Raw genomic sequence first — 16,221 nt, 5'->3', positions numbered from 1 at the left:
AGTGGAACAGGCGTGCGTCAGAGCTGCGGCACGGGGCCGGTGGATGCCCTGACCACCAGTTCCGTGGCCAGCTCCACGTGCAGCGCCTCCAGCTCGTGCCGGTCCAGCAGCCGCATCAGCAGCGTCACGGCCATCCGGCCCATCTCCTGCAACGGCTGCCGCACGGTGGTCAGTTCCGGCCTCGTGGCACGGCTGAGGTCGAGGTCGTCGAAACCCGCGACGGACAGGTCGCGCGGCACGTCCAGCCCGCGTTCCCGGGCCGCCCGCAACGCGCCGACGGCCATCCTGTCGTTGAACGCGACCAGCGCGGTGGGCCGGCCCGCCAGGCCGAGCAGGTCGCGGGCGACGAGGTAGCCGTTCTCCTCGGTCGGCTCGTCCACGTGCCGCAGCAGCTCCGCCGACGGCAGCACGCCGACATCCGACAACGCCGCCGCGTACCCGGCGAGCCTGCCGTCACTGGCCAGCCAGTCGCTCGGCCCGCCGAGGATCCCGATCCGCCGGTGCCCCAGCTCCACCAGGTGCGCCATCAGCCGGCGCGCGCCCGCCGAGTGCGCCGCGGACACCGAGGCCACGTCACGCGGCAGTTCGGTGCGCGGATCGACCACCACGAACGGGAACCGGCGGTCCCGCAGCCGGACCAGCTCCTCGGTCGGCTCCGGGGGCAGGATCAGGATCGCGCCGCCCACGTCCGACCGGCCGGCCAGGCCCGGCAGCACGGACGCGTGCCGCGCCGACGTGCCCGCGCTCAGCACGACCTGCCGGTGGTGCAGGGTCAACGTCTCGGCCACGCTGGACACGATCAGCCCGAAGTAGTCGGTGAGCAGGTACGGGCAGCGCACGTAGATCGGGCCGATCGGCTTCGCGCCACGCGGTCTCGGCGCCTCCGCGCCCAACCCGGCAACGGCCTTGAGCACCAGCTCCCGGGTGGGCTCGGAGACGTTGGCCTGGCCGTTGAGCACCCGCGAGACGGTGGCGATGGACAGACCGGTCGCCCGCGCCAGGTCCCGCACCGTCACCTTGGCCATCGCGCCCCCTGTTCCAGCGTGTTACACAACGTTACAGGGCACGCCGCCTACTTGACGGTCCGCGCGTTCTAGGGGTCCGCACAGGTGCGCGCGGGCGCGGATTTAGGCAGGCTGTGCAGATGACCACCTCCGAGGCACCCGCGCGGATCGCCGTCACCGGGCTCGCCGTCATGGGCAGCAACCTGGCGCGAAACCTCGCCCGGCACGGCTACCGCGTCGCCGTGCACAACCGCAGCCACGCCCGCACCAAAGCGCTGATCTCCGAACACGGCCACGAAGGCGACTTCGTGCCCGCCGAGACGCTGGAAGAGCTCGTCGCGAGCCTCCAGACCCCGCGCCAGATCATCATCATGGTCAAGGCGGGCGGGCCGACCGACGCCGTCATCGACGAGCTGGTGCCCCTGCTGGAGCCCGGTGACATGGTGATCGACGGCGGCAACGCGCACTACGCCGACACCCGCCGCCGCGAGGCCGCGTTGAAGGAAGCCGGCCTGCTGTTCGTCGGCGCGGGCATCTCCGGCGGCGAGGAAGGCGCGCTCAACGGCCCGTCGATCATGCCGGGCGGGCCGAAGGAGTCCTACGTGCACCTCGGGCCGGTGCTGGAGGACATCGCGGCCAAGGTCGACGGTGTGCCGTGCTGCGTGCACGTCGGGCCGGACGGCGCCGGGCACTTCGTGAAGATGGTGCACAACGGCATCGAGTACGCCGACATGCAGCTCATCGCCGAGGCCTACGACCTGCTGCACCGGGTGGGCGGCATGTCGCCCGCCGAGATCGCCGAGGTTTTCCGCGGCTGGAACAGCGGCGACCTGGAGTCCTACCTGGTGGAGATCACCGCCGAGGTGCTCGGCCACGTGGACCCCGAGAGCGGCGCCGCGCTGGTGGACGTGATCGCGGACGAGGCCGAGCAGAAGGGCACCGGCCGCTGGACCGTGCAGGAGGCGCTGGAGCTGGGCGTGCCGGTGACCGGTATCGCGGAGGCGGTGTTCGCGCGGTCCCTGTCCGGGCGGGCCGGTCAGCGTTCGGCGGTGCGGGAGGCGTTCGGGCCCGCCGACGTGCCGCACGCGATGGACTCGTCGCTGGTCGAGGACGTGCGGCAGGCGCTGTACGCGTCCAAGGTCGTGGCGTACGCGCAGGGCTTCGACCAGATGCGGGCGGCCGGCGCCGAGTACGGCTGGGACCTGGAGCTGGGCGCGATGGCCACCATCTGGCGCGGCGGCTGCATCATCCGGGCCCGGTTCCTGGACCGCATCCGCGAGGCCTACGACAAGGAGCCGGAGCTGGCGTCGCTGCTGGTGGACGACTACTTCCGGGACGCCGTGCGGTCGGCGGAGGCGGCGTGGCGGCGGGTCGTGGTGAAGGCGGTGTCCGCGGGCGTGCCCGCGCCCGGTTTCGTGTCCGCGCTGGCGTACTACGACGGGCTGCGGTCCGAGCGCCTGCCCGCGTCCCTCATCCAGGGGCTGCGCGACTTCTTCGGCGCGCACACCTACCGCCGCACCGACCGCGAGGGCAGCTTCCACACCCTCTGGTCGGGTGACAGGTCTCAGGTGGACGCCTGACCCCACTGCCCCGATCATGGCCGGGTGCGTGATCGTTTCCGCCGCTACCCCGTCACGGCCGGCTACCTGTCGGCCGTGGCGGGGCTCGCGCTGTTGATGCGGTTCGTGTTCGCCGACGGGATGTCGGCGCAGGTCCGCGAGTCGCTGAGCACGAACGCCGACAACCTCGCCGACCACCCGGTCAACGCGTTGCTGGGCAGCGCGTTCGTGCTCGACCCCGCCGGCGACGGCCTGGTGGCCACCGGTCTCGCCCTGGTCGCGGCGGCGGTCTGCCTCGGCGTGCTGGAACGCGAGGTCGGGTCGTGGCGGGCGGTGGCGGTGGTTCTCGCGGGCCACGTCGGCGCCACGCTCGTGACGGCCGCCGTCATCTCTTCGGGTGTTTACCCGACCGATCTCGCCGACGTGGTCGACGTCGGTGTCGGCTACGCCGCGTTCACCGCGGCCGGCGCGATCACCGCGTTGGGGCCGGTGGTGCTGCGCGTGCCGTGGTTGGCGCTGCTCGTGGCCTACCCGTTGGTGAACGCCGAGTGGTTCGGCGCGGTGCCCGAGTTCGCCGCCGTGGGCCACCTCGCGGCCGTCCTCATCGGACTGGGCTGCGGCACGTTGGCGGTCAGCCGCGCCTACGCGGCGACGGGCCGCTGACGCCCGCAAGGCCGTTACCAGGGGTGACGACCCCGTTGGTGATCAACACGACCGGGTGGAACCGCTGTCAGATCGGCCACCTCCTCGTCATCATGGTGTGGACACCGCCGCCCTCGGCGCGGCTGTAGGCACCCCTCCCCCGAACGACGACACCCCGCGCCCGCGTGGGGCGATGACCCCTTTCCACTCGAAAGGACCCCGGAATGAACCGACCGCGCCCCAACAAGTCCCACGCCGGCGAGCACACCACGGCGGGCCCACCGGGCGGTCTCGCCGCCGTGCTCCGGCACGACCTGCCCGCCTCGGTCGTGGTGTTCCTGATCGCGGTGCCGCTGTCGCTCGGTATCGCCGCCGCGACCGGCGCGCCGCTGATCGCCGGGCTGATCGCCGCCGTCGTCGGCGGCGTCGTGGCGGGCGCGCTGGGCGGCGCTCCGTTGCAGGTCAGCGGACCGGCGGCGGGCATGGTGATGATCACCGCGGCGATGATCGCCGAATACGGCTGGGCCGCCACCGCGGCCATCACCCTCGCCGCCGGCGCGGTGCAGATCGTGTTCGGCCTGAGCCGGCTCGGCCGGGTCGCCCTGTCCTTGTCGCCCGCCGTGGTGCACGGGATGCTGGCCGGCATCGGCCTGAGCATCGCCGTCGGCCAGCTCGCCGTCGTCCTCGGCGGCACGGCGGCCACCTCCGTGTTCGACAACCTCGCCAAGCTGTTCACCACCGACGTGCGGTGGTCCGCGCTGCTGGTCGGCGCGCTCACGGTGGCGGTGCTGGTGGGATGGCCGCGGGTGCCGCGCGCCGCGGTCGTGCCCGCGCCGCTGGTGGCGGTGCTGATCGCGACGGTGGCCACCAGCGGGCTCGACGTGGCCAGGGTGGACCTGCCCGACGACCCGCTGGGCCAGGTCGTGCTGCCGCAGATGCCGTCCGGCAGCTTCGGCGGCATCGTGTTCGCGGTGCTGACCGTGGCCGTGGTGGCGAGCGTGGAATCGCTGCTGTCCGCCGTCGCGGTGGACAAGCTGCACGACGGGCCGCGCGCGGACCTCGACCGGGAGCTGATCGCCCAGGGCGCGGCCAACGCCGTGGCCGGCGCGCTCGGCGGCCTGCCGGTGACCGGGGTGATCGCGCGCAGCTCGGCCAACGTCGCGGCGGGCGCCCGCACCCGCGCGTCCACCGTGCTGCACGGCCTGTGGATCGCGGTGTTCGTGCTCGCCCTCGGGTCGGTGCTGGAGCTGATCCCGCTGGCCGTGTTGGCCGGTGTGCTGCTGGTGATCGGCGTGCGGCTGGTGAGCGTGCCCCGGATGCGCGCGCTGTGGCGGCACGGCGAGTTCTCCGCGTACGCGGTCACCGTGGTCGGCGTCGTGACCCTCGGGTTGGTGGAGGGCGTGCTGCTGGGCGTCGCGGCGGCGGCGCTGCGGTCGCTGCACCGACTGACCCGCAGCTCGGTGCGCATCGAGGAGGAGCCCGACGGCTGGCGTGTGGTGATCCGCGGCTCGCTGGTGTTCCTCGGCGCCGGACGGCTGGTGCGCGGCCTGCGCGCCATCCCGTTGGGGCAGCGCGTGGTGCTGGAGCTGCACATCGACTTCCTCGACCACGGCGCGTACGAGGCGATCGACGACTGGCGCGTCGGCTACGAGCGGTTGGGCGGCCACGTCGAGGTGGACGAGGTGCACGACACCTGGTTCAGCAAGGCGACCAGGGGCATCCCGGCCCTGCGCAAGACCCCGCTGTCACCGCTGCCCCGGTGGTTCGCGCCGTGGTCGCACTGGCAGCGCCGCCACCGGTCCGTCACCGTGCCCCGGCCGCGCGGCGACGTCGACCCGATGATCCGCGGCATGCACGAGTTCGAGCGGACCACCGCGCCGTTGGTCCGCCCCTTCCTGGCGGAGCTGGCCGCGCGAGGCCAACGCCCGCGGCAGCTGTTCATCACGTGTGCCGACTCCCGCGTGGTGCCCAACCTCATCACCACCAGCGGACCGGGCGACCTGTTCTGCGTGCGCAACATCGGCAACCTCGTGCCGCTGGACAACGACGACTCCGTCGGCGCGGCGATCGAGTACGCGGTGGAGGTGCTGGCCGTCGAGACGATCGCGGTGTGCGGCCACTCCGACTGCGGCGCGATGAAGGCCGTGGTGCACGGCTCCACCCGGCCGGGCTCCCGGCTGCACGCGTGGCTCAAGGCGGTCGAGCCGAGCCTCATCCGGTTCCACGCGGGCGAATCGGACCTGCCCGTGGTGGAACGGCTGGCGGTGGCCAACGTCGCCCAGCAACTGGACAACCTGATGACGTACCCGAGTGTGCGCGAAGCCGTGGCCACGCGGTCCCTGCGGCTGCTCGGCATGTACTTCGACATCTCGGCGGCCCGTGTCTACCTGGTCGACCCGGAACGCGATGGCCTGGAGCCGGTGCGGGTGTGAGAGGCGCGAGCGGCCGACTTCCCAGGCGACCGAGCCGCCGTCTGCGGAGCAGCGGCCATTAAACACGGGGTGGTCGGCTCGGATGACCGCCGACCACCCCCTGCCGAGCCTTGGCCTGGAACCGACGCCGGTCGGGGGTGCGGGGTCGGCTCGCCTCGGGCTCGGGTCCTGGCTAGCCGACGCTGCGCAGGTGCCTGCGGTGCTCGTCGTACGGGTCGTCGCCGGCCACGGTGAGGCACAGCTGCGCGCCCAGGTACGCCCGGCACGGCGCGGGCAGCCGGCGGCTCCACCAGCGGGTGCGGCAGGTCGGGCAGCGGCCGTGTTCGTCGGGGGTGTGCTCGTCCAGCAGTGCCTTGACCACGGCGACCACCCGGGGCAGCTCGCAGCGGGCCAGATCGACCGCCGTCTCGTCGTCCCCGGTCGACGCCAGGCGGACCAGCGTGGCCAGGTGTTCGTGCAGGGACCTGTCGAGCTGGCTGAAGACGGTCACGGACACCTTCGGCGCTCCTTCCCCAGAGTGCGTGGTGTGTGCTCCACGCACTCTGGGACCGCGTCCGGCCGTCTGCAAGTTGCACCACACGAATGGATGACGTCCCTTTGCTCCGTTCGCGCCCGGCCACAGACTGGGCGGTGTCGCCTGGACGGGCCGCGGACGGGGAGGTGTGCGGATGCCACGGGGCAGCAGCCCGACGCTGCGCAAGCGCCGGCTGGTCAGCGAGCTGCGCAGGCTGCGGGAAGCGGCCGACCTCACCATCGAGGAGGTCGGCGAGCGGTTGGAGTGCTCGGCGTCCAAGATCAGCCGGATCGAGACCGGCCGGGTCGGCGTCACGCCGCGCGACGTGCGCGACATGCTCGCCGCGTACGGCGCGGACCGGGCCACCGTGGACGAACTCGTGCAGCTGGCCCGTGAGGCGCGGCGCAAGGCGTGGTGGGACGAGTTCGGCGACATCGCGCCCGGCCGGTACGTCGGGTACGAGGCCGACGCCGAGTCGGTGCGCGCCTACCAGGGGCTCATGGTGCCCGGCCTGCTCCAGTGCGAGTCCTACACCAGGGCGTTGATCCGGGACGTGCGGCCCGACGCCGCGCCGGCCGAGGTGGACCGGCGGGTCGAGCTGCGCAAGGCGCGCCAGGCGCTGCTGCTGGAGGACGACCCGCTGCGGCTGCACGTGGTCGTGGACGAAGCGGCCCTGCGCCGGCTGGTCGGCGGCCGGGAGGTGATGGCGGAGCAGCTGCGGCGACTCGACGAAGTCGAAAAGCTGCCGAATGTCACCCTCCAGGTGGCTTCTTTCGAGGCGGGCGGTCACGCTGCGATGGATGGCCCGTTCGTGATCCTGGCATTTCCCGAGCAGCTCGATCCGGACGTGGTATACATCGAAAGCACGAGAAGCGACGTCTATTTGGAACAGCCGTCCGACGTCGCCAGGTATTCCCACATGTTCGCGCGGCTCTGCGCGGAATCACTCGACCCGGCCGCGTCGTCCGCGCTGGTCGGGCGGGTGGCGCGCGAGCTGGCCTGAAATCGAGGTGAACTGCCATGCAACGCCAGTGGCGCAAGAGCACGCGGTCGTCCGCGGGCGGTCCGGAGTGCGTGGAAATCGCGCTCGACCCGACCGGGGCCGGTGTGCGGGATTCGAAGAACCGGACCGGCGGCGAGTTGGGCTTCGGTTCCGCGCAGTGGGTCCGATTCGTCGGTACCGCGAAGAACGGCGCGTTCGACTCGCGCTGAGCTCAGGGGTGTGCCCGAGGGCGTGCCCCTGACTTTTGAGCCCCTACCCGTACGACCAAGGTCTGGTATCCGGTCAGCCTCCGGTCCGATGCGCCCGGAGGCGTGACTGCGGTGGACTCCCCTTAGCCTGCACTCCGGTGCTGTCATGATCCACAGGGGGATGAACCATGGCCTTGCTGACCGACGCCCTGGAAGGGCTCGCCGGTCTGCCCCAACCCGCCGTTCTCGCGGTGACGGGCGCGTTGACGTTGGCGGAGTGCACGCTCGGCGTGGGCTTCATCGCGCCGGGGGAGAGCGCCCTGCTGCTGGCCGCCACCACGGTCACCACGGTGCCCCGGTTCCTGGTCATGTGGCTGGTGGTGTCGGTGTGCGCGGTGGCCGGCGACAGCATCGGCTACTTCCTGGGCCGCAGGTACGGCGACCGGCTGCGCGAGAGCAAGGTGGTGCGCAAGCTCGGCCAGGAGCACTGGGACAAGGCGGGCGCGCTGCTGCGCCGGCGTGGCGCGTGGGCGGTGTTCTTCGCCCGGTTCATGCCGGTGGTGCGGACCCTGGTGCCGGCCTCGGCGGGCGCCTCGAAACTGGAGTACCGCCGGTTCCTGCCCGCCTCGATCGCGGGCGCGGTGGGCTGGTCGGCGCTGCACATCGGCATCGGCTCGGCCGCGGGCGCGTCGGCGAAGTACATCGAGTCCGTGTTCAACGGTGTGATGTGGGTCCTGCTGGCCGGCGCGATCGCGATCGGCGCCGTGGTGGTGCTGCGCCGGCGGCGCAAGGCGGCCAGGGCGGTCGAGCCGAAGGAACTCGAAGAAGTCGCCTAGCCCAGCCTTGACCCCGGATGTTGCCGTCCCGGCTACCGGTGCCGCTACGGCTACAGCAGCGCCCGCCCGTGTCCTGCCGACGGGCCCAGGCCCCGGCGGTGACGGCTCACAGGCCCTGGTCGCCGATGCCCCCCACTGAAGTCGTCACCGCGTGCGGGCTACCGCTGTCATGGCGTGACCAGGGCGAAAGGCCCTGGTCCGGGTGCCGTTCCGGGGAGGGCAGTGGAGCTGTCCGCGTCCTCTGTGGAGGGAGCATCGAATGGCTAAGACAAGTCGTACGCGAGCAGGGTGAGGGTGACGCCTACTGGGTGCTGGGCGGGCTTTACGAGGTCAGGGTCGCCGGTGACGAGACCAACGGCGAAATGACGATCATGGAAATGACGGTTCCGGCGGGCATGGGCCAGACCTCACCCCGGCGCTGAGGACCAACCGCCGACTGCGGCGACCAGTGCATCCGGCGCCGACCACGCGGCGTGTATGTACTGGTTGACGAGGCCGCCGAGGAACGGAAGATGTCCGACTACGCCTCAAACGCGCCGGGCGCAGACACTGGCCACAGCCCACCCGCGACCCCGCCGAGGCGGTCCGGATCGCACCGCCCTACCGCGCCGTCTCCGTCGACAAGCAGCGCAAACCACTCTAAGCCACTGGTATTGCGCCTAGCCCAGGCCCGGACGTAGTTGAAGGGGCCGCGTCCGGGGGTTCGGTCCCGGGCGCGGCCCCTTCACTGGGGGGAGGGCAAAGGAGGCGACCATCCCCTACCGGATGGCCTCCTCCGGTGGAGAAGGGGACGAGGGCGGGCCGGCGTTCCGCCGCCGCGGGCTGGATGCCCCTTGCACGCCGGCCTGCCCTCGTCGTTCAGGGAGAGCAGCGGATGTTCCGCTGTCTGGTCCAACCTGCCGCACCGGGTTTCGCCCTGTGTGGTTGATCGGACACGCTTAGCGTAAGAATGCGGCTACAGGACGACTGGAGCCGGACTGAAGTGATCTCCTAGGCTCCTTCGTGGGTCCAACTTCTCGGCGAAGGATCGGTCGGTGGAAGACGGCGGCGGTGAGCGCTTGCGGTTCGAGGTGCTCGGCCTTCTCCGGGCGGTGCGCGGCGGCGGGGAGGTCGATCTCGGCGCCGCCAAGCAGCGTGCCGTGCTCGCGGTGCTGCTGCTGGCCCGCAACACCCCGGTCAGCCGGGACCAGATCATCGAGGCGGTGTGGGGCGACAACACGCCCAGCAGCGCGGTCAACCTCGTGCAGACCTACGTGGCCGGGCTGCGGCGGGCGCTGGAGCCCCGACGTGCCCGGCGTGCCCCGGCCGAGCTGCTGACCTCGGTCGGTGACGGCTACCTGCTGCGCGTGGAGCCGAGCGCGGTCGACCTGGACGAGTTCGAACGCGGTGTGGTGAGCGCGGCCAGGCTGCGCTCCACCGGCGACCTGGACGCGGCGGCCGCCGCCCTGGACGAAGCCCTCGGCCTGTGGCACGGCGAACCGCTGGGCGGTGTCGCCGGCCTGTTCGCCGAGGTCGAGCGCGGCCGGCTGGCCGAGCGCCGGCTGGCGGTGCTGGAGGAACGCGCCGAACTGCTGCTGCTGATCGGCCGCGGCACCGAGCTGGTGCCGTCACTGACCTCGCTGGTCGGCGAGCACCCCCTGCGGGAACGCGGGCACGGCCTGCTGATGCGCGCGCTGTGCCAGGCGGGACGGCAGGCCGAGGCGTTGGCCGTCTACCGCGAGGCACGCCGGGTGCTGATCGACGAGCTGGGCGTCGAGCCCGGCCCGGAGCTGCGCAAGCTCCAGCAGGCCGTGCTGGCGGGGGAGGACCCCGAGCCCGAGCGCCCGACCCGGCCGATGACGCTGCGCACGGCGGCGGACACCTCGCCCGCCATCACGCCCGCGCAGCTGCCGCGCGTCTCGGCGTCCCTGATCGGGCGGGACGACGAGCTCAAGCGGCTGGACGGCCTGCTGGCGGCGTACCCGGAGGGCGGGCTGGTGCTCGTCGTCACCGGCCCCGCCGGCGTCGGCAAGACCGCGCTGGCCCTGCACTGGGCGCAACGCGTGCGCGAGGACTTCCCGGACGGCCAGATGTACGTGGACCTGCACGGCTACGACCCGAACCAGGAGCCGCTGGGCGCGGGCGAGGTGCTGAGCCGGTTCCTGCGCGCGCTGGGCGTGCCGTCGGCGGACATCCCGGTGACGGTGGAGGAGCGGTCGGCGCTGTTCCGCACGCTCATCGCGGACCGGCGCATGGTGGTGATGCTGGACAACGCCCGCGGCTCGACCGAGCTGCTGCCGTTGCTGCCCGGCCCGCCGTCGTGCGTCGTGGTGACATCGCGGCGGAGACTGGTGGGGTTGGTCGCGCACGCCGAGGCGCGGCTGGTCGAGCTGGACATGCTGGACCTGGACGCGTCGGTGGCCGTGGTGGGCCGGATCGCCGGGCGGGACGGCACGGAGGCCGCCGCGTTGCGCCGGCTGGCGGTGCTGTGCGACGGGCTGCCGCTGGCGCTGCGGATCGCGGCGGCCCGGCTGGCGGTCGCGCCGACGTTGCGGGTGGCCGAGCTGGTGGCCGAGCTGGACGACGAGCACGGCCGGCTGGCGGCGCTGGGCCTGGAGGACGAGGACTCGACGGTGCGGGCGGCGCTGGACGCGTCACGCCGGGCGCTGCCGCCGCTGCCCGCGCGGCTGCTGGCGCTGCTGGGCCTGCACCCCGGCCCGGACGTGACGGCGTTCGTGGCGGCCGCCATGGCACAGGTGCGCGTCGCCGAGGCGCAGCGCGCGCTGGACGCGTTGACGGCGGCGAACCTGCTGTCGGTCAACGAGCCCGGCCGGTACGGGGCGCACGACCTGGTGCGGGTCTACATGAGGACGTTGGCCGGCGAGCTGCCGGCCGAGCTGCGGCGCGAGGCGACCAGCCGGATGCTGGACTACTACCTGCACTGCGCGGACCTGGCCGACGGTCAGCTGCCGGTGGGGCGCGGCAGCGTGCGGGTGGCGCCCGAGCACGTGCCGGTCGAGGTGCCGAAGCTGTCCGGCCCGGCCGACGCGATCGGCTGGCTGGACGCCGAGCAGGGCAACATCATCGCCGCCGCCGAGTTCGCCGCCGCCCAACGCGGGGACCCGGAACGGCTGGTGCACGCCTGGCAGCTGCCGTACACGCTGTCGCGGTTCCTCTGGCTGCGGGCCGACCGGACGACGTGGCTGCGCACGACCGAGGCCGCGTTGGAGGCGGCCGTGACGCTGGGCGATCCCGCGGCGAAGTTCGTGATGCTGTTCAACCTGGGCATCGCGCTGGCCCAGTTCCAGCGGTTCGACGAGTCGTTGGGCCGGCACCGCGAGGCGTTGGAGGTGGCGCGGTCGTCGGGTGACGTCAACGCGCAGGCCAGGGCGTTGACGACGGTCGGTGACCTGCTGGCGTTCCTCGGGCGGGTGGACGAGTCGGAGGCGTCCTACCGGGAGGCGCTGGAGGTCAGCCGGGCGGCCGGTGCGCGGTGGACCGAGGCGAACGCCCACCACAACCTCGGCCTGCTGCACCTGTCGTCGCGGCGGTACGACGACGCCAAGTCGTGGCTGCGGGCGGCGGTGAGCATGTACCAAGAGGTCGGTGAGCAGTGCGGTGAGTCGACGTGCCACACGGACCTGGCGCTGGTGCTGCTGGAGTCGGGCGAGGAGGCGGAGGCCCTGACGTCGGCGCGCACCGGGTTGTCGGTCGCGTCGGCCGCGGCGAGCCCTTACCACCAGGCGATGGCGCACGACCGGCTGGCGACGGTGTTCGAACGGCAGGGGGTGCCTGCCGCGGTGTCGCACTGGCAGCGGGCGTTGGCGCTGTTCACGGAGCTGAACGCGCCGGAGGCGGACCAGGTGCGGGAACGCCTGGCACGCGCCCGCGCCACGACAGCCGTCTGACCCCGACGGGCACCTGAGGCATCCCTTACCCGCCATTCGCCATCCCTTACGGCGCCGGGTAAGGGCTCCGACGCCGCAAGCCACGTGAACGACCGATGCCCGCCCGAGGCCCTCAGGACGAATCTTCGTGTCACCAGAGAAGCGCACGACACGAGGAGCAAGTCATGGAATGGACGCCCGAGGCCCTGAAGGCTGAGATCGACTACCGGCAGGCCGCGCTGCGCTCGGACGCGGCGCACTACCGCGTCGGCCGGCGGTCCCTCCCGGCCAGGCGGTCGTGGTGGCGGCGGCTGGGTCACCGTCCCGGCCAGGTGTGACAGCATGCCCGGTGTGGCACGCCTCGGTTCCGGAATCCCCTTGGTGGCGCGTAGCCGGGAGATGACCAGGCTGCGCGGCGCCCTCGACGAAGCCGCCCTCGGCAAGGCGGGCGCGATCCTGCTCGCCGGTGACGCGGGCGTCGGCAAGACCAGAGTGGTGGACGAACTGTCCGCGGCGGCCGGTGACGCGCTCGTGCTCACCGGCCGCTGTCTGGACGTGGGCGAGACCGGCATCCCCTACCTGCCCTTCACCGAGGCGTTGGGGCAGGTGCGGGAGGCCGGTCTGCTCGACCTGGACGCCCGGCCCGCGCTCGGCCTGCTGCTGCCCGAACTGGCGCTGTCGACCGGTCACGGCCGCCGTCCCGAGCAGGACGTCGGCCAGCTCCGGCTGTTCGACGCGGTGCACGGGCTGCTCGGCGACCTGGCCGACCGGCGGCCGGTGCTGCTGGTGCTGGAGGACCTGCACTGGGCCGACGCCTCCACCCGCTACCTGCTGTCGTTCCTGCTGTCCCGGCTGCGCGCGCAGCGGCTGCTGGTGATCGGCAGCTACCGCTCCGACGACCTGCACCGCAGCCACCCGTTGCGGCCGCTGCTCAACGAGCTGGTCCGGCTGCCCGCCGTGCAGCGGCTGGACCTGACCCCGCTGAGCGCGATCGACGCGCGCTCGTTCGTCGCCGCGCTGGCCGACGACCTGGCCGACGACGTGGTGCTGGAAGTCGCCGAGCGCTCCGACGGCAACCCGTTCTTCGCCGAGGAGCTGATCGCCGTCGCCGCCTGCGGTGACCGAGAGGTGCCGTGGACGCTGACCGAGGTGCTGCTGGCCCGCATCGAACGGCTCTCCCCGGACGCCCAGCGCATCGTGCGCGTCGCGTCGGTCGGCGGCCGGTCGGTGCGCCACGACCTGCTGCGCGACGTGGCCGGTATGGACGAGTTCGTGCTGGACGCCGCGCTGCGCGAGGCCGTGCAGCACCACGTGCTGCTGATCAACCGCGACGAGGTCTACACGTTCCGGCACGCGCTGCTGCGCGAGGCCGTCTACAACGACCTGCTGCCCGGCGAACGCGTGCGGCTGCACTCCGCGTACGCCGACCGGCTCGCCTCGTCCGGCGACCGCGGCGCCGCCGCCGCGTTGGCCCACCACAGCCTGGAGTCGCACGACCTGGCCCGCGCGCTGCGGGCGTCGGTCGAGGCGTCGGTCGAGGCGGAGGCGGCCGGCGCGCCCGCCGAGTCGTTGCGGCACCTGGAACAGGCGTTGAAGCTGTGGCCCGCGGTGCCCGAGGATGCCCGCCCGCCCGGCCTGACCGAGTCGACGCTGCTGCGCAACGCTTCGTGCACCGCGGGGACGGCGGGCCAACCGGAGCGGTCCATCGCGTTCGCCCGCACCGGCACCACGGTGATCGACGAGTCGGACGCGGAGGGCGCGGCCGTCATGTGGCGACGCCTCGCCCAGGCGTTGCAGGCGTTGGAGGGCACCGAAGACGAGATGTACCACGCGGTGGAGCAGGCGTGGCGGCTGATCCGGGACCGGCCCGCGAGCCCCGCCCGCGCGTGGGTGTCGGCGGTCTGGGCGGCGGCGCTGCGGGGTGACCGCAAGTACGCCGAGGCCCGTGAGCGCGCCGAGATGGCCGTGGCGGACGGGCGGGTGTCGGGCGCGGAGTCCGCGGTGGCGGACGGGTTGACCACGTTGGGGCTGCTGGACGAGGCCGCGGGCGAGGTGTCGCGGGCACGCGGGCACCTCACGGCTTCGGTGGCGTGCGCGATGGAGGCGGAGGCGTTCAGCACCGAGTTGCGGGCCCGGTACTTCCTCGGCGTGCACCACTACGACCTCGGTGAGCTGGACGAGGCCGGGCGGGTGTTCGACGAGGGCGTGGCGCGGGCCAAGGCGACCGGGCTGACGTGGAGTTCGTTCGGCCTGGAGCTGCGCATCCTCCAGGTGCTGACCAAGTACTACCGGGGCGAGTGGGACGACGCGGCGACCGCGGCCGAACCGCCCGGACTGCGGGTGTCCAGCACGGTGTCCGCGCGGCTGGCCGCGGCGGGCACGCACGTGGCGGTCAGCCGGGGCGAGTTCGAGCAGGCCGAGCGGATGATCCGGGAGCTGCGCGCGGACTGGCACCGCGACCTCCAGATCGCGCTGATCACCGGCGGCACGGGCGCGGAACTGGCGCTGTGGCGCGGTCAACCGGAACTGGCGGTGGACCGGGTCGCGGACGCGATCAGCTGGTCCCGCAAGGAGGACCCGTGGCTGCTGGCCGGCATCCGGCTGGCCGGACTGGGCGTGGCGGGGCACGTGGAGCTGGCCGCGCGGGCACGTCGGCGGCGCGACCGGGCGGCCGAGGAGGAAGCCGTGCGGGCCGGCCGGGAGCTGGCCGAGTACGCGCGCACCACGGCCGAGATGGGGACGCCGCGCACGGGGTCGTTGGGGCCCGAGGGGCAGGCGTGGCTGGCGCGGAGCGAAGCCGAGGAGTCGCGGCTGACCGGGCCGGGCGACCCGGAGCTGTGGCGGTGCGCGGTCGACGGGTTCGGCTACGGGTCGGTGTTCGAGCAGGCCGTGTGCCGTTGGCGGCTGGCCGAGGCGCTGCTGGCCGCGGACCGGCGCGAGGAGGCCGCGCAGGAGCTGCGGCGGGCCGGCGCGGTGGCCGACGAACTGGGCGCGGAGCCGTTGCATGAGGCGTTGGACCTGGTCGCCCGGCGGGCGCGGGTGGCGTTGCGCGATGTCGGGCCGCGTGACCGGGTGGACCCGTTCACGCCGCGCGAGCGGTCGGTGCTGGAGCTGGTCGCGTTGGGGCGCACCAACCGCCAGGTCGGCGAGGAGCTCTACATCTCGGAGAAGACGGTCAGCGTGCACCTGAGCCGGATCATGTCCAAGCTCGGCGCGAGCAGGCGGACCGAGGCCGTGGCCACCGCGTTCGACCGGGGACTGCTCGACCTGCCCGAGTGACGACTGCCCGGGACGTCAGACCGCAGGACTAGCGGCTGTCATCCCGCCGGTTGACCTCTGGTTCCGCCGTCGTGGTGACGACCGGTTACCCGTGTTCCCCATAGCTTTTCGGCGTCCGGAAGAGCTAGGGAATGAGGGAGCATGTCCGCACTGGTGTCCGACGTCGGGACCCGAACCGCTGTAGCCGCCGAGAACCTGGTGAAGGTGTACGGCAAGGGCGACACCGCCGTCCGGGCGCTGGACGGGGTCGGCGTCGCCTTCACGGCGGGCAGGTTCACCGCCATCATGGGCCCGTCCGGGTCCGGCAAGTCCACGTTGATGCACTGCCTGGCCGGGTTGGACAACGTCGACGGCGGCAGCGTGCAGATCGGCGGCACCGAGATCACCTCGCTCGCCGACAAGGAGCTGACCAGGCTGCGCCGCGACCGGGTCGGGTTCGTCTTCCAGGCGTTCAACCTGCTGCCCACGCTCACCGCCGAGGCGAACATCCTGCTGGGCCTGGAGTTGGCCGGCCGCAAGCCCGACCGCGAGTGGTTCGACACCATCGTGGACGTGCTCGGCCTGCGCGACCGCCTCAAGCACAAGCCGAGCGAGCTGTCCGGCGGCCAGCAGCAGCGCGTGGCCTGCGCCCGCGCCCTGGTCGCCCGGCCCGACGTGGTGTTCGCCGACGAGCCGACCGGCAACCTGGACTCGCGCTCCGGCGCCGAGGTGCTGGACTTCCTGCGCATGTCCGTGCGCAAGCTCGGCCAGACCGTGATCATGGTGACGCACGACCCGGTCGCCGCGTCCTACGCCGACCGCGTGGTGCTGATGGCCGACGGCCGACTGGCCGGCGAGATCGACAACCCGACCGCCGACTCCGTGCTGTCCGCGCTCAAGCACCTGGGGGCGTGACCTG

Annotated in this window: 12 protein-coding genes; 10 read left to right on the top strand and 2 right to left on the bottom strand. The window is 72.8% G+C overall.

All coding sequences use genetic code 11. The features are described from left to right. Positions 1 to 17: 17 nt before the first annotated feature. Positions 18 to 1,025 (bottom strand): LacI family DNA-binding transcriptional regulator, encoded by a 1,008-nt coding sequence (locus ALI22I_RS16140; protein WP_077006297.1) that lies wholly within the window; start codon positions 1,023 to 1,025, stop codon positions 18 to 20. Between the two features lie 119 nt (positions 1,026 to 1,144). Between ALI22I_RS16140 and gndA the strand changes: the two genes are divergently transcribed. The 3 genes from gndA to ALI22I_RS16125 all read left to right on the top strand — a co-directional run bounded on the left by gndA (position 1,145) and on the right by ALI22I_RS16125 (position 5,637). Continuing rightward, positions 1,145 to 2,584 (top strand): NADP-dependent phosphogluconate dehydrogenase, encoded by a 1,440-nt coding sequence (gndA, locus tag ALI22I_RS16135; RefSeq protein ID WP_077006338.1) that lies wholly within the window; start codon positions 1,145 to 1,147, stop codon positions 2,582 to 2,584. A 24-nt stretch (positions 2,585 to 2,608) separates the two neighbouring features. Further along, positions 2,609 to 3,226 (top strand): rhomboid-like protein, encoded by a 618-nt coding sequence (locus ALI22I_RS16130; RefSeq protein WP_077006296.1) that lies wholly within the window; start codon positions 2,609 to 2,611, stop codon positions 3,224 to 3,226. A gap of 203 nt (positions 3,227 to 3,429) precedes the next feature. After that, positions 3,430 to 5,637: a SulP family inorganic anion transporter gene (locus ALI22I_RS16125; RefSeq protein WP_077006295.1), complete on the top strand. Its 2,208-nt coding sequence runs from the start codon at positions 3,430 to 3,432 to the stop codon at positions 5,635 to 5,637. 172 nt (positions 5,638 to 5,809) lie between these two features. Here the strand turns inward: ALI22I_RS16125 and ALI22I_RS16120 are convergent, their stop codons facing one another. After that, the gene (locus ALI22I_RS16120; protein ID WP_077006294.1) at positions 5,810 to 6,133 is read right to left on the bottom strand and encodes a hypothetical protein; all 324 of its coding nucleotides are present in this window, start codon (positions 6,131 to 6,133) and stop codon (positions 5,810 to 5,812) included. A 172-nt stretch (positions 6,134 to 6,305) separates the two neighbouring features. Here ALI22I_RS16120 and ALI22I_RS16115 point away from each other — a divergent pair, with 172 nt between their 5' ends. The 7 genes from ALI22I_RS16115 to ALI22I_RS16090 all read left to right on the top strand — a co-directional run bounded on the left by ALI22I_RS16115 (position 6,306) and on the right by ALI22I_RS16090 (position 16,217). Further along, positions 6,306 to 7,154, top strand: coding sequence for a helix-turn-helix domain-containing protein (locus ALI22I_RS16115; protein ID WP_077006293.1), 849 nt, complete (start codon positions 6,306 to 6,308; stop codon positions 7,152 to 7,154). Positions 7,155 to 7,171: 17 nt separating this feature from the next. After that, positions 7,172 to 7,363, top strand: a complete 192-nt coding sequence (locus tag ALI22I_RS16110; protein WP_077006292.1) for a DUF397 domain-containing protein — start codon at positions 7,172 to 7,174, stop codon at positions 7,361 to 7,363. A 167-nt stretch (positions 7,364 to 7,530) separates the two neighbouring features. Continuing rightward, on the top strand, positions 7,531 to 8,178 hold the full coding sequence (locus tag ALI22I_RS16105; protein ID WP_077006291.1) for a DedA family protein: 648 nt from the start codon (positions 7,531 to 7,533) through the stop codon (positions 8,176 to 8,178). Between the two features lie 1,034 nt (positions 8,179 to 9,212). Next, positions 9,213 to 12,065 carry an AfsR/SARP family transcriptional regulator gene (locus ALI22I_RS16100; protein ID WP_077006290.1) on the top strand — a complete coding sequence of 951 codons (2,853 nt, stop codon included), beginning with the start codon at positions 9,213 to 9,215 and terminating at the stop codon, positions 12,063 to 12,065. A gap of 164 nt (positions 12,066 to 12,229) precedes the next feature. Then, complete coding sequence (locus tag ALI22I_RS50885) at positions 12,230 to 12,382, top strand: hypothetical protein (protein WP_179118252.1); 153 nt, start codon at positions 12,230 to 12,232, stop codon at positions 12,380 to 12,382. Positions 12,383 to 12,386: 4 nt separating this feature from the next. Then, the gene (locus ALI22I_RS16095; RefSeq protein WP_077006289.1) at positions 12,387 to 15,323 is read left to right on the top strand and encodes a helix-turn-helix transcriptional regulator; all 2,937 of its coding nucleotides are present in this window, start codon (positions 12,387 to 12,389) and stop codon (positions 15,321 to 15,323) included. Positions 15,324 to 15,464: 141 nt separating this feature from the next. Beyond that, positions 15,465 to 16,217 carry an ABC transporter ATP-binding protein gene (locus ALI22I_RS16090; protein ID WP_077006288.1) on the top strand — a complete coding sequence of 251 codons (753 nt, stop codon included), beginning with the start codon at positions 15,465 to 15,467 and terminating at the stop codon, positions 16,215 to 16,217. Positions 16,218 to 16,221: the final 4 nt, after the last annotated feature.

Origin of the sequence: Saccharothrix sp. ALI-22-I, assembly GCF_001984175.1 — a bacterium.
In the GTDB taxonomy this organism is placed as follows: Bacteria; Actinomycetota; Actinomycetes; order Mycobacteriales; family Pseudonocardiaceae; genus Actinosynnema.
This window is presented reverse-complemented; position numbering and strand designations above follow the sequence as displayed.

What these genes read in the sequence shown, in the direction of transcription:
- gndA (WP_077006338.1), top strand. Translation starts at nt 1,145, where the DNA reads ATGACCACCTCCGAGGCACCCGCGCGGATCGCCGTCACCGGGCTCGCC.
- ALI22I_RS16105 (WP_077006291.1), top strand. Translation starts at nt 7,531, where the DNA reads ATGGCCTTGCTGACCGACGCCCTGGAAGGGCTCGCCGGTCTGCCCCAA.
- ALI22I_RS16140 (WP_077006297.1), bottom strand. Translation starts at nt 1,025, where the DNA reads ATGGCCAAGGTGACGGTGCGGGACCTGGCGCGGGCGACCGGTCTGTCC.
- ALI22I_RS16125 (WP_077006295.1), top strand. Translation starts at nt 3,430, where the DNA reads ATGAACCGACCGCGCCCCAACAAGTCCCACGCCGGCGAGCACACCACG.
- ALI22I_RS16115 (WP_077006293.1), top strand. Translation starts at nt 6,306, where the DNA reads ATGCCACGGGGCAGCAGCCCGACGCTGCGCAAGCGCCGGCTGGTCAGC.
- ALI22I_RS50885 (WP_179118252.1), top strand. Translation starts at nt 12,230, where the DNA reads ATGGAATGGACGCCCGAGGCCCTGAAGGCTGAGATCGACTACCGGCAG.
- ALI22I_RS16090 (WP_077006288.1), top strand. Translation starts at nt 15,465, where the DNA reads ATGTCCGCACTGGTGTCCGACGTCGGGACCCGAACCGCTGTAGCCGCC.
- ALI22I_RS16095 (WP_077006289.1), top strand. Translation starts at nt 12,387, where the DNA reads ATGCCCGGTGTGGCACGCCTCGGTTCCGGAATCCCCTTGGTGGCGCGT.
- ALI22I_RS16110 (WP_077006292.1), top strand. Translation starts at nt 7,172, where the DNA reads ATGCAACGCCAGTGGCGCAAGAGCACGCGGTCGTCCGCGGGCGGTCCG.